Source organism: Brevibacillus choshinensis (assembly GCF_016811915.1).
Taxonomy (GTDB): domain Bacteria; phylum Bacillota; class Bacilli; order Brevibacillales; family Brevibacillaceae; genus Brevibacillus; species Brevibacillus choshinensis_A.
This window is the reverse complement of the sequence record NZ_CP069127.1, coordinates 4,196,282-4,209,356: the sequence shown is the minus strand read 5'-3', so window position 1 is coordinate 4,209,356 and position 13,075 is coordinate 4,196,282. Positions and strand designations below refer to the sequence as shown.

The 13,075-nt window shown below is 51.6% G+C and carries 11 protein-coding genes; 10 read left to right on the top strand and 1 reads right to left on the bottom strand.

Translation table 11 applies throughout. The annotated features are described in order from the left end of the window. The first annotated feature begins 99 nt into the window (after positions 1-99). The 4 genes from JNE38_RS21150 to JNE38_RS21135 all read left to right on the top strand — a co-directional run bounded on the left by JNE38_RS21150 (position 100) and on the right by JNE38_RS21135 (position 5,236). Positions 100-1,653 (top strand): hypothetical protein, encoded by a 1,554-nt coding sequence (locus JNE38_RS21150; RefSeq protein ID WP_203353129.1) that lies wholly within the window; start codon positions 100-102, stop codon positions 1,651-1,653. Between the two features lie 170 nt (positions 1,654-1,823). Continuing rightward, positions 1,824-2,819 (top strand): hypothetical protein, encoded by a 996-nt coding sequence (locus tag JNE38_RS21145; RefSeq protein WP_203353128.1) that lies wholly within the window; start codon positions 1,824-1,826, stop codon positions 2,817-2,819. Then, a complete protein-coding gene (locus JNE38_RS21140; protein WP_203353127.1) occupies positions 2,816-3,088 on the top strand; it encodes a hypothetical protein in 273 nt (90 codons plus the stop codon). Before JNE38_RS21145 ends, JNE38_RS21140 begins: the two co-directional genes overlap by 4 nt. A gap of 81 nt (positions 3,089-3,169) precedes the next feature. Continuing rightward, on the top strand, positions 3,170-5,236 hold the full coding sequence (locus JNE38_RS21135; RefSeq protein ID WP_203353126.1) for a YecA family protein: 2,067 nt from the start codon (positions 3,170-3,172) through the stop codon (positions 5,234-5,236). Between the two features lie 115 nt (positions 5,237-5,351). On the opposite strand, the gene JNE38_RS21130 is transcribed toward JNE38_RS21135, so the two are convergent. Beyond that, positions 5,352-6,572, bottom strand: a complete 1,221-nt coding sequence (locus JNE38_RS21130) for an MFS transporter (RefSeq protein WP_203353125.1) — start codon at positions 6,570-6,572, stop codon at positions 5,352-5,354. 272 nt (positions 6,573-6,844) lie between these two features. Between JNE38_RS21130 and JNE38_RS21125 the strand changes: the two genes are divergently transcribed. The 6 genes from JNE38_RS21125 to JNE38_RS21100 all read left to right on the top strand — a co-directional run bounded on the left by JNE38_RS21125 (position 6,845) and on the right by JNE38_RS21100 (position 12,904). Next, entirely contained in the window at positions 6,845-7,804 is a 960-nt protein-coding gene (locus JNE38_RS21125; protein WP_203353124.1) for a carbohydrate kinase family protein, read from the top strand. Between the two features lie 66 nt (positions 7,805-7,870). Next, the gene (locus tag JNE38_RS21120) at positions 7,871-8,008 is read left to right on the top strand and encodes a hypothetical protein (protein ID WP_169791936.1); all 138 of its coding nucleotides are present in this window, start codon (positions 7,871-7,873) and stop codon (positions 8,006-8,008) included. Positions 8,009-8,224: 216 nt separating this feature from the next. Continuing rightward, positions 8,225-9,649: an LCP family protein gene (locus JNE38_RS21115; protein ID WP_203353123.1), complete on the top strand. Its 1,425-nt coding sequence runs from the start codon at positions 8,225-8,227 to the stop codon at positions 9,647-9,649. A 197-nt stretch (positions 9,650-9,846) separates the two neighbouring features. After that, the gene (locus JNE38_RS21110; protein WP_007717017.1) at positions 9,847-10,161 is read left to right on the top strand and encodes a hypothetical protein; all 315 of its coding nucleotides are present in this window, start codon (positions 9,847-9,849) and stop codon (positions 10,159-10,161) included. Between the two features lie 75 nt (positions 10,162-10,236). Further along, positions 10,237-10,707 carry a hypothetical protein gene (locus tag JNE38_RS21105; RefSeq protein WP_203353122.1) on the top strand — a complete coding sequence of 157 codons (471 nt, stop codon included), beginning with the start codon at positions 10,237-10,239 and terminating at the stop codon, positions 10,705-10,707. Positions 10,708-10,900: 193 nt separating this feature from the next. Beyond that, a complete protein-coding gene (locus JNE38_RS21100; protein ID WP_203353121.1) occupies positions 10,901-12,904 on the top strand; it encodes an FAD-dependent oxidoreductase in 2,004 nt (667 codons plus the stop codon). Positions 12,905-13,075: the final 171 nt, after the last annotated feature.

The following is a 13,075-nucleotide window of genomic DNA, read 5'->3' as shown; positions in this document are numbered from 1 at the left end:
CGCTTGTGATCATGCAGGCGACTTTTTTTCGTTCGAAGGAAACGTTTTGCCAAATGTAACCGTCTTTAGGAGGAGGTACAGGAAAAGGGAGGAGTACACATGAAGAAATGGAACAAGACAGCCTTTCTCGTGGTAGCCGCCAGTTTGCTGGCGACGCCAGTCGTATGGGCATCACCTGCATCGTACGCCTATGCGATCGACAAGGGTGAGGCAGAAGTCATACCATTGCCGGCAGACCTGGTACAGGTGCTCAAGGATCTGAAAGAGGACTATGTTCCCGCTCTTGGGAATCTGCATACCGACTCCTTTGTCAAAGAGGGCTCTGAATACAGGCTCATACTCTCGGACAAAAAGAGCAAAATCACTGCAGGGATCTCTCTTTCTCTCGCAGTGGATGAGAATGGGAACATTCTGAGCCTTAGCTTGTCGGACCCAGACCGTGACGAGACGAAACATTTTGACAAAGAGGTCCCGTATCAAAAAGCCGTGAGCTTCATTCGCGAGCAGGTGGGCGAAAATATCGTCGTGTCTTCTGCGGGAATGCTGTCCACACAAAGGGGGAGCGGGACAAAAAATTTGATGGTCGTCCCGTTTTATCAGACACAAAATGATGTCCCTGTGAGAAAAAAGATGGGCGAGGTCATGGTTGACGCTGACGGACAGATCGTGAAATTCACTCAGAAAAAACAAAAGCTGCCACTCATCACAGAAATAGCAGATCCAAAGAAAGCTGTTGCCGCCAATCAGGCGCAGCAATCGTGGGGAGAAGCCCTTTCCATGAAGCTGGTGTTCGATCCTGACAGCGGGAAGCTCGCATACGTTCCCGAAAATGAACCGATTATCGACGGCATCACAGGTCAAGCCGTACCAGACATCGAGGTCGACGATACGGAAGAGGTCAAGCTCAAAGGGACCGCGACGAAAGAGGCCTTTAAAGACCGAAAGAACATGGAAAAAATGCTGGGTGAAGGATTCCAGCTGCCAGTCAGCAAACTGACATACGATTTCGTGACGGAAAACGATAAAAAGAGCAACGTGGATGTGTACAAATGGAAGGCAGTTGTGAATGAAAGCGCAAAAATCACGCTGGACCGCAAGTCGCGTACACCGATTGAGGTTTCAGTGGACGGCCAGGCGGAGTCCGAGCTCGCAGCTGTGCTCACAGCAAACGAGGGCAAGAAATTGGCCCAGGACTTTGTAGAGAAGTATTTGCTGGCAAAGGAGCAGTCGTTTGAATTGAAAACGACCAGTCTGGCCGACAAATTGCCGGATTGGGTGGATCAGACACCGGGACGCCTCCGGTATTCGCATCGCTACGAGTTTTACCCGCTGACGGATGGTGTTCCTGGGAAAAAGCCGCTGTATACGATTGAGGTAGACGCCAAAAAGGGCAAGGTCGTACTGGCGCGCGTGTCAGAATCGTACAGTCCGCCAAGCAATCCGAGCAAGCAGGGACTCATCGGGGAAAAGAAAGCGAAAGAAGCGTTCCTGAAGAATGCCAATCTGCGGCTGTACTACTGGTATCCGCGAGCGGGCAACCAGACTGCAGACAACCCACAGCTGGTTTATATGGCCCGAGAAAGCAGTCTTTCGCGTGCCATCGATGCCGAAACGGGAGAAGTAGTCGACAATTGGCTGGAGTGGAGGGAGTAATGGGGGAAGTCTGGCGATTTGTGCCAGGCTTTTCTTGCGTCTTTTCGGCCAACAATTATCGGAATAGAGAAACACTTTGAGCGAGGTAGGATTTTTTTTCTTTTTGTAGAATAACTCTTTGATTCCCATTTGATTGGCAAACAATGCCGGTCACGAGAAGGAGAAAGTTCATGAAACGGCCAACCTATACCCTACCAAGCATTGTAAAAAAGGTATTTCGGTCCGGTGAGCGCTCCCTCCCCCGAACAGAGATCTGCTCCCGGATGGAAGTAAGCGAGCTGAATGCTTTTTTGAATCTAGACAGTGCCGCACTTCTCGATAAAGTGCTGGAGCTGGAGCAGTCACCCGTTCGGGTTGGGAGCTCTGACGCGATTGTGGAACTGACCTACCAACCGCACCAGTTGTTCGATCTGGCGTACCGTTTTTTGCGAGACACCCTCACACCTAAGAAAATGGACCAGATCGTGGCAGAGCTTCGTCGTCAAACGCAATTTGGCTGGAATCAAATCCAACGGCTCTTGCAATTGGATAAGGATCCGCGCTTTGTGCAGTATCAAGGCGATCCGCGCTGGTTCCTGGCTGAATGGACGCTTGGCAACGATCAAGTATTCGAGTTTTGCCGTGACAATGGCATCACGCAGGTGACTTCGCGCTCCTTGGTCCACTTTTTGGAGCAGGAAGTAGGGATTGCTGCCGATGCAGCCTTCCTCCCCGTTCTGGATGATCGATTCCGGATTGACGGAGAACGCCTTTACATCATTGTTCGCAGTGAAGAGCCAAATGAAGAAGAGTCGGCGGAAATGGAAATTGCCGTCACCGCCGCTTCCGAAACGATAGCGAAGACCGAGGAAGAAACAGCAGAAGATCTGACCGAATCGGGACAAACCGTGCAGCTTTTGGAAGAACATCATGAATCATTTAACCCTAAGGAGGAAAAGACAATGAGTAACGTCACTGATATCCAGGTTTTGCAAGAGGTTCAGGAGCTGTTGCAGCAAGCCATCGAACGTCTGGAAACTCGCCAAAATGAAATGTCTCAGGAAGTGGTGAGCCATTTTCAACAAAGCAATATGCAAGCTATAGAAGTTCTGATGAAAGAGAAACATAAGCATGAGCAGATCGTACTCGGCATCCAACAGGTGCTGGCTACCAGTGAACAACAATGAGTAAGCTTGAGGCTACGATCCGGTTGGAGCAGAGGTTTGCCTTGCTGCGCGAAGTCATCGCGGGTTATCGGATTCGGCTTCAGGAAATGGAGCAGGAAGTGGTCCGGCTTTTTACCACCAATCAGCTCTCTGCTATATCTGCATGCATGGGCGAGAAGCAGCGCATCGTCCGGCTGATGAACCGTCTGGAGCAGTTTATCAACCAGTGGGAAAACAACGGCGATGTGGGTATCGTACATGAATCAAAACGAGAACACTTGAACACTTGAAGAATAATGCGGTAAAATAGGGGGATTGTGCAGGATTCCCCGCGCATGCCGCGTGGGATGGAAAGGAGATCCAAACCCTCTATGTCTGTTGGAAGAAACGAATTGTGCCCCTGCGGGAGCGGGAAAAAATACAAAAAATGCTGCGGTGTAGTCACTCCGATCACGGAGCTGCGCAGCCGCCACGAGCAAAAGCTGCAGAAGGAATACGCTGGCTGGGTTGAACGTTTGAACCACTTTGTGGGTGCAAATGTGACGAGCGAGGTAATCACGGAAGCACGCAGCCGCTTTGCCGACGAGGTTGGCCTCCCAGAAGAAAGTGTGATGCGTCCGGAATGGGCTGCTCACTTCTTCAACTGGTGTGTGCTGGATGTGAGAACAGGCGGCAGTACGCTCTTGGAGAACTATGTGAAGCAGCATGGCCGCAGAATGGAGCCAGATCTTCGTCGTGCCTTTGCACATCTTCACTTGAACGTGTACGAAGTCATGGAAGTGGATCGTGATGTACTGACCGTGCAACAGCCGATCAGCCTTGAAACACATTACTTGCTGCGATCCAACAATCTGCAGGTGCAGCCTGGCCAGGTCATCGTAGGTCGTTTGTTGAACCTGGGTCTTCGCGATATGCTGTTTTCGGGCAGCATTATTCTGCAGCCACATGTCAAGCAGCCTATGCTGGAATGGCTCCACGATCATCCAGAGGTGCAAGAGGCGGCAAACGATACGGCAAAACGTGTGTACACGACAGACTTGTACCGTTTTATCGTCCAGTTTGGCGATGAAGGGGCAGACCAAGTCAAAGCAGCGGAAGCTTTGCTCCGCCGCAGCTATTCCCTTGCAAGCCGCGATCAGCTGATCAAGGATATGGAAGCGACTCGTTCCTTTGAGCTGAAGCGAAAAGATGCAGCTGGCGAGATCTGGGTGTATGCGACGCGCAAGGAAGAGCATTTGTTCCCGGCATTAAAGGGTGCTCTGCTCGAATTGTACGAGGTGCAGGCAGAAGTCCTCATCCAGGATGATAAGGTTATGCTGGAAGGCTACGCGCCTCAGCTGGATGAAGTAGCGGATCTGCTGCAGCTTCACCCAAGTGCGGGAGAAGAAGAAATCAACGTCTTGACCTCGACGGGCTCCAAGCTCTCCAAAGGTACGCTGTTTATCACCAGTCAGCCGACATTGCCACCAAAAGTGCTGCAATGGGCGGTTCAAACGTACTTTGCTGAAAAATGGCTGGTCACTCCACATGAAGCTTTGGACGATCTCGCTCCGATCCTGGTTGCGGCATCGGACAATGAAGAGCTGCACCACAAGCTGCAAAGCCTCATGGAACAAATGGAACAGGACAACAAACTGGGCCAAGGTCTGGCGCGATTCATTCGCATGGATATGCTCCGTCCTCGTTTGGCACTCGAAAATAAAGACCTGCATGTGAACAATTTGCTGCGTCGCCCGTTGATTGAAGGATTGCCGGAGAGTGTGTATACCGTCCATCCGGAACGACTGGCAGACATGAACCGTTTTGTGCAGGAGATGACAGATGGCAAGTCTGAAGCCACTGTCAAAAAGTACGATGAGGTCATGAACAACTTCCGCTCCTTTGTGCGCGGAGCGTTTGGCCCGACCTTTACGTGGGACCAAATGCGCAAGGAAGATCTCGTATACTTCCTGGTCCATGATATTTTCGTTCGTGCGGATGCCACGACCAAGACGTTGGCGGCGAATCTGCTGTCTGTTTTGACCGCGTTCTTCAAATGGCTGGACAAGCAGGGGGTAGCGGGTCTTCATTCCGAGACGCAGCCGCTGTTTGCCGAGCTGAAGGAGACGCTTCCCGAAGCCTACCGTTTGCACGGGGTGCTGGAAAAGGAAGCGAACCAAAATTTGTTTGGAAACACGAATGGCCTCACCCAGCTGGCAGAAGAGACTCTCATGCTCCTCGAGCCAGACAAGAACGGGTGGATTGCCAAGCGTTCCAATGGAGAAACGATCAAACTATCGCTTTCGGCAGATACCGGACAGGCACTGGCTCCGGATTGGATGATCGCAGGGCTGTTCGGACAGACAGAAGACGGCAGCTGGAAGGTCTTTGGCACTCCTGAGCTGTATCCGCCCGTCGTAGCCCTCCTGTTGGGCATACCGACTAGCGTTCTGGTGTAAATGAGAAAGGGTGTCCCCTGTAGCGCAAGCTGCGGGAGGGACACCCTTTTTTCGTCAAAAAGAAAAAGGGGCACCCTTTTGTGGGATGGCCCCTTTGTTGCTTGTGTGGATGGTGCTAAGTGCGAGCCCATTCGCGTACGGTTTCATCCTTGGGCAGGAAGAACCCGAGGATCCCCACGAGAGGCAGCAGGGAGCAGAGGGTGATGACAAAGGTCAAATCGAACATGTCCGCGAGAGAACCGAACACGAGGCTGCCCATGCCGCCCATGCCGAATGCGAGACCCGTAATGAGACCGGACACAGTCCCGATGCGACCTGGCAGCAATTCCTGCGCGTACACGACGGTAACGGAAAAGCTGGAGAGCATGATCAAACCGCTTAAGAACAGAACCGGATAAACCCAGATCCCAGATACATACGGCGTCAGAATCGTCAATGGAACGGCACCAAGGGTCGAGATGATCAGGAGGTTGCGTTTCCCGAACCGGTCAGATAGCGGTCCTCCCAAAAACGTTCCGATCGCACCTGCCATCAAAAATCCAAAGACGACTATTTGGGCATGGGAGTATTCGACTCCTTTGACGTACATCAGATAAAACTGATAAAAGCTTTGGAAACCGGCATTCATCCAAGAACGGACGCTGACGATGAGGACGAGCAGACCAAGTGCGATCATTCGTTGTTTGCGGTGCGTATAGGAGACGGCAGCGGATGCGGCCTTTTTCAATCGCTGCTGACCGCGGTACCAGAGTGCGACGTAAAGCAGTACGCCACTGGCGATGACTGCAGGAAGGAGAAACCATTTGGCTCCATTTTGACCCAGACTGGCAAAAATCAAAATGGTCATCAGAGGTGCAAGCGCCTGACCTGCATTTCCCCCTACCTGAAAGATTGACTGACCCAAGCCTCTGCGAACACCGGAAGCCTGATGAGCGAAACGGGAAGCTTCTGGATGGAAGACAGCGGACCCGATCCCGACGCAGGCGACGGCGAGCAACACAAGCATGTAATTACCGGCGAACGCGAGGGCAAGCATGCCAAGTCCCGATACCAGTAAAGCGATGGGCGGCAGGAATGGTCGTGATTTTCGATCGGAAAAGTAACCGACGACGGGCTGCAGGACAGAGGAGGTTAGATTCATGACCAACAAAATAAGGCCGACTTGCGTAAAGCTGAGAGCGAGGTTCTTTTCCAGGATTGGCAGGAGTGCCGGTATCACGGATTGCAAGCTGTCATTCAGTAAATGAACGACACTGATTGCAAACAGCATTCGATACACGGTAGGAGCTGCCGTCGCTCCAGGTGAAGCATGAATGGGGGTAGATGTGGCGCTCATATGGTTCATCTCCATTACTTTTGTGCGAAAAACGTACATCGTTTTTCTTCTTTAAAAAGATCGGACTGTTTCCTAGTTAACAGTTTCGTACTCACTTTAGCACGGAAATCGCAATACGTCATCCCTGTAACACTGCCATATGGAGGTAGGGAATAAACAAGAAATGACGAAGGATCTTCGCAAATGAGTAGGAATTGTTTGGCTGTTGTCGAAAAAGAGAGAAAGAGAGTAAAGAACATAACCGTGTGCAATCGTCAGGGAGGGGTGCTTGTATGCTGGAGGGGATCAAACAGTACTGGCTATGCGTGGGTGGCGCCAATGTGGATGTTCAGGGGGTCACGTCAGCCAGATTGCTCCCTGGGACAAGTAACCCGGGTATCGTCCATCAAGCGGCAGGTGGGGTGGCGCGCAACGTGGCGGAATATCTGGGATGGCTGGGAGAAGAGGTCCATTTATACGCGTTGGTGGGAGAAGATCCGGATGGCGAATGGCTGAGGCAGGTGACTGCAGACAGCGGTGTTGCGACTCACGGGATGAAGAGAGTGCCAGGCAATTCGACTGGGCGCTATCTGGCTGTTCGTGATACGGATGGTGAATTGTACACGGCTGTATCGGATATGGCCATCAATGAGGCGTGGACCGACTCGATGGTCCGTGACGTCTGCAAACGGATCCCGGAGGCGACAGGCCTATTTCTGGATGCCAACCTTCCCGTGCCTGTGATGGAAGCGATATTGATCGAAGCAAAGCGCGAAGGGAAAAAAGTGATCGCTGACCCGGTTTCCGTCAAAAAGGCGAAAAAATGGCGGGGCAAGCTGGAGGGAGTATTTGCGCTGGTCGGGAGCATCGACGAGATGGAGGCAATGAGCGGCCAAACACTTCACTCCTATCAAGACGTGGAGAAATGTGCCCAGTCTTTCGTTGCGGGAGGCATTACCCAGGTCATGGTGGTCTGCGGTGAAGCTGGCATTTGCTTGTGCAATGAATCAGGAGAGCTGTGGCTGCCCGCCCCTCCATTCCCGATTCGAGAGACGTCCGGAGACGCGTTCGCTGCCGGCGTCATCTTTGCCCAAGACAAGACATCTCTCCTGCAAGAGCAGGCTGCTTACGGGATTGCTCTGGCGGAAATGAGCGTACAGAAAAAAGGCATGTACGACATAAACGAGTTCCTGTTGAGAAAAGAGGTATTCGCTTCCAAGCAGGTCACCAATACACCGCGGGAGATGCATTAATGGTATGAGAGCGGGTGCCTTGACGAACACTACCGGGTAGCTTCACATACAAGGAGGAGTGCACCCGTGGAAAAGAAGTCAAATGATGTAAACGGAAAACAAGAGAGCCACGTTCGTCAGGGAGGAGATTCTCACCGCTCCACCCAAAAGCGTCCCGAGGGTCCTGTCCAGGGATTCAGCCAGGCGCCGCGCGGTTTGCAATAGCATGCACACAGAAGACCCCTGTCGACAAAAAGATAGGGGTTTTTACGTGCAGGTAACATTTTTCTACAAATGCAGACAATGGTATGTTACAATACCGTAATCAGAGTATTACCATCTGAAGAAAATATTAGTGCATCAAGCCTGGTGGCACTGTTCAAAATCGTGCCTCCTTTTTACCATTTCAAAAAGCGTGCGCGAACAAGGAGACTGATACATATGCCTGAGAAGGTTACGAGACAACGCGCCTCCGCTCCCCGCAAGAAGCAGACGGGACGTAGTCGCAGGCTTCGCAGAATCGTGGTGTTCCTGAGCTTATTTGCCCTGATCCTGGTCGGGGGTGTGGCGGGAGCGATTTATTGGAAAATTGACGACACTCTAAATACGGTGACACAGCCCAAAGACAATTTTGTTTCGAATATTTCCCAAAATGCAGATCCTGAATATCACAATGACAAGCCGATGTCATTTATTATCCTCGGATCAGACAGCCGTCCAGAGACGGGCTCGATGAACACCGATGTGATGATCGTTGCAGTAGCCAACCCATCCACGAAAAAAGTGACGATGGTGTCGATTCCCCGGGATACGCGAGTGAAGATCCCAGGCTACCGCGACTATCACAAAATCAATTCCGTATATGCCAATGGTGAAGCGGAGCGTCGTCAGGCAGAGCGCAACAACCAGACGCCTACGGAAGACGGTATTTCACTGACCAAGAAGACCATCAATGAAATTTTGGGTATTCCCATTGAGCATTATGTAGCTGTCGATTTTGATGGATTCAAAGCCGTGATCGACGAGCTGGGCGGTGTAGAAGTGAATGTGGACCGCAAGCTGGTCTACGATGATCCCACAGACGATACGCACATCAACTTGAGCCCGGGTTTGCAGACCCTCAATGGAGAACAAGCCTTGGGGTATGTCCGCCATCGTCATGACAACCGCGGAACCAAATATTACTCCAGTGACTTTGACCGCAATCGCCGTCAGCAAGAGGTCATCAAAGCGGTCGTAGATAAAGCGGGCTCGCTGGAAGGTTTGACGAAAGTCTTTAACATCATGGATGTTGGAGCGAAAAACATACATACGGACCTGTCCAAAGACCAAATCAAAGGACTTGCTTTTGACTTCAAAGGCTTTAGTGCATCGATGGTCAATGCTCTGGATAACGGTGCCTACTGGCAAGGCGGCTACACGTTTTTGGAGAAAGAAAAGCTGGAAGTGGTGCGTGAGTCACTGCAAGCGGAAATGGGCGTCAAAGACAATGTGGTCGCCCAGCTGAACAATTCTCCGATTTTGGGGTCCAGCGAATCGGCAGTAGCGGCTTCCAGCAGCACCAAGACAACGACGAAAAAGAAAACCACACAGTCTGCGGCACAGTCGGTGACCAAGCAGAAGCCTCAGGCTGATGAGCCGAAAGAACAAGAGGAAGTGGCAGAAGCGCCTGTGACAAATGGTGGCGATGCACCTCCGCCTGATGTAGTCAGTCCAGGGCAGCCAGGACAAACGACACCCCCTGAGACAACCGTACCGTCAGGAACCACACCACCCGCGACTGATGCAGGGACGACACCTCCGCCAGACATTGTCCAGCCTCCAGTCCAGGATGCAAACACAAACAATTCGAATAGCAGTTCTTGACAAGGATAGACACCCGTTTTCGATAAAGCGGGTGTCTTTTTCATCTTATATTGGTCAGCTATACTTATCCGAAAAAAGTTTTTATATAAAATAGTAAAAGGAAAGGTTTAGAAAACACCAAAAACATGGTACAATAATAATATGCTGATAAGACAGATTAATCTGATAATTATAGCACTCGACTGGAGGGATTTTGGATGACAATTTTCTTGGTGAATCTGTTCCTGGTGATTGCCTTCGTGTACCTGATCAGCCGCCAACAAAATGAAGAGTTTGTGTATGACGAAGATTTTTTCCTCCAGAACCCCTCAGCACTGGAAGAATATCAGCAGATGCCGATTGATTTCCAACACGCCTTTTTCCGTAAGCATAAAGAGTGGATCAAGGAAAAATACATGCGCGGAGAAAGTTATATTTTAGGGTATTGTCCAAACAAGGAAGTTCGCAGAGCGTGGCTATCTGAATTTATGAATCAAAAAAATATGAACAACACGCCCACCCCTTCCTCGTGAAGGGGTTTTTCGTGGCTTTCCCCCGCATGGTATACTGCTAAGAGAGCAACCAAGTAACAGGAGGAGCCGAACAACGTGCTGCAATTTATGGTGGAACAACTAAATGAGCAATTATCCCAACATGGAACCTTAATCGATGTGATCCTGCGCTCGGATCAATCCCTCGTGGAGGAAGAAGAAATTCGGGAAATCATTCTCACCTTTGCGGGAGCGGAAGAAGAGGGCAAGCCCGTAGCCACGATACATCTCTTTGAGCTGGCGGAAGAAAACAGCTGCGAAGTGGAAGTAGAGGTCGAATATGCAGGAGCGAGGACAGCTGCGCATGTGAGCCAGCTGTGGGAGCATGCGAGAATGCTGATCCCGGAGATCTCGCTCACGGAAAAACGCAGATATATCGAACCCGATAAGCCTGCCCAGGAAGTGCAGGTGCTCGATTATCACTTTGTGGTGCAGGAGCCGGGGACCAAAGAGGAGGCAGAGGCATTCGCGGATACGCTGGAACGTTTTGCTGCTGACCTGGGGAAATTGGTTCGATTGGACGCATGAGAAATTGGAACATCCTTGTTTAAAGAGCTTGGGGATAGCCTCCCGAGCTTTTTTTTCATAAAGGATGCATGAGAACAAGCCGTTTTCGCAATGTTTCAAACAAAGGGAGGAATTTGAAGGAACGAAGAAGAAAAGAGAAGCAATGAAAAATGAATGAATGTTCACTCGCAAATAGGCAAGGAGGAAACAGAGGATGGAAGTATCGAAAGTATGGGAACCCATTCAAATCGGGCCGATGATGCTGCCCAACCGGGTCCTGATGGGATCGATGCACGTTGGCTTTGAGAAGCTGGAGGATGGAGTCGAACGATTGGCTGCCTTTTATGCGGAACGGGCCAGTGGAGAGGTCGGTCTGATCGTCACAGGAGGGGCTGCAGTCTGTCGGGAAGGCGGTATGGGGGATGCGTACTGCAACGTGTATCTGGATGAGCATGTGGAGCCCCTTCGCCTCATCACAGCAGCTGTTCACGAAGCGGGGGGAAAGATTGCTCTGCAACTATTTCATGCCGGTCGCTATGCCCACCAAGAGGCTACAGGAGTCGAGTCGGTAGCACCATCTGCCCTGCAAGCACCGATTAATCGCCATAAACCGCGCGAAATGAATCCTGCGGAAATCGAAAGGACCATTCAGGATTTCGCAGATGGAGCATCACGAGCCATACGGGCAGGCTTTGACGCAGTTGAAATCATGGGATCAGAGGGGTACCTGATCAATCAATTTTTGTCTCCGGTCACCAACAAACGCGAGGATGACTGGGGCGGGGATTTTGCTCGGCGGGCACGTTTTGGGATCGAAGTGGCGAAGCGAGTGATTACGGCAGTGGGGCCAGATTTCCCTGTCATCTTCCGCATGTCAGGGCTTGATCTGATGCCGGATAGCACGACAATGGAGGAGACGCTGCAATTCGCGCGGATGCTGGAGCAAGCAGGTGTAAGCGCTCTCAATGTGGGGATCGGCTGGCATGAGTCGAAAGTGCCTACGATTGCCATGATGGTGCCCCGAGGTGCGTACGTGTGGGTAGCGCAGCAGATCAAAGAGGCGGTCAGGATACCGGTGATTGCCAGCAATCGGATCAACGATCTTCGTCAGGCAGAAGCGATCATCGCCGAGGGGCGCAGTGACATGGTGTCGATGGCGCGTCCATTCCTTGCAGATTCGCAGATCGTCCGTAAAAGCAGAGCAGGTCAGTTCGATGAGGTAAACACCTGTATCGCGTGCAATCAGGCTTGCCTGGACCACATCTTTGATGGCAAGGTCGCATCCTGCATGGTCAATCCAGTCGTAGGCCGTGAAAAAGAATGGGCGCTGGAGCCTGCAATGGTAAGCAAGAGAGTGGCGGTCGTCGGTGCGGGACCAGCCGGACTGGAAGCGGCACGCGTTCTGGCGGAGCGGGGTCATCAGGTCGTCATTTTCGAAAAGCAAAACCAGATCGGTGGCCAGCTCAACTACGCAAGGCAAGTGCCGGGCAAAGAGGAATTTAATGAAACGCTGCGCTACTACAAGACCCAGCTGAATCAAATGGGGGTCCAAGTCAGACTGGAGATGGCAGCAACTGCAGATTCATTGATTGAAGAAGGATTTGAGGAAGTGGTTGTCGCGACAGGAGTCAATCCTCGTAGACCGGATATTCCGGGAGTCGATCTGCCGCATGTCGTGAGCTATGACCGCGTCTTTGAAAAAAAGGCAAAGGTCGGACGCCGCGTGGCAATCGTGGGTGCTGGAGGAATCGCCTGCGACCTGTCTCATCTGCTGGTGCAGGATCAACCCATCTCGCCACAATCAGCCCAGTATTTGCTGGAGTATCGGATACTCGATGCCAAAGCGATGCACCAGCTATCGCATAGCGGCAGAAAAGTGTTCATGCTGAGGCGCGGGAAGCATGTAGGGACAGGGCTCGGGAAGACGACACGCTGGGCAGTGCTGGCCAATCTGAAGCGTCACGGTGTGGAAATGGTGACGCAGATCGACTACAAGGAAATTACTGCAGAGGGCGTCATCATTCGCAATCAGGAGCAGGAGCAGCTGGTACAGGCGGATACCGTCATCATCGCAGCCGGAGCGACCCCCAATGACAGTCTGTTCCATGCCTTGCAGGGCCGCCTGCCTGTCCATGTGATCGGTGGAGCCAAGGAGGCGGGGGAATTGGATGCCAAGCGGGCGATCTACGAAGGGGCCCTTGTCGGCAGAGCCATCTGATTCTTTCGCGTGGCAGAAGTTTTTTTATTCCGAAAATACGCGGTGTAGTGTATGATGGAATGAGATGTCACCTTATAAGAAGTTTTGTCGAAAGACTTTTCAACGTACTTAAATTCTTGCAAAATAATAGCATATTGTTCAAATTCATTTGATTGGGGGCACTCGCCTTGA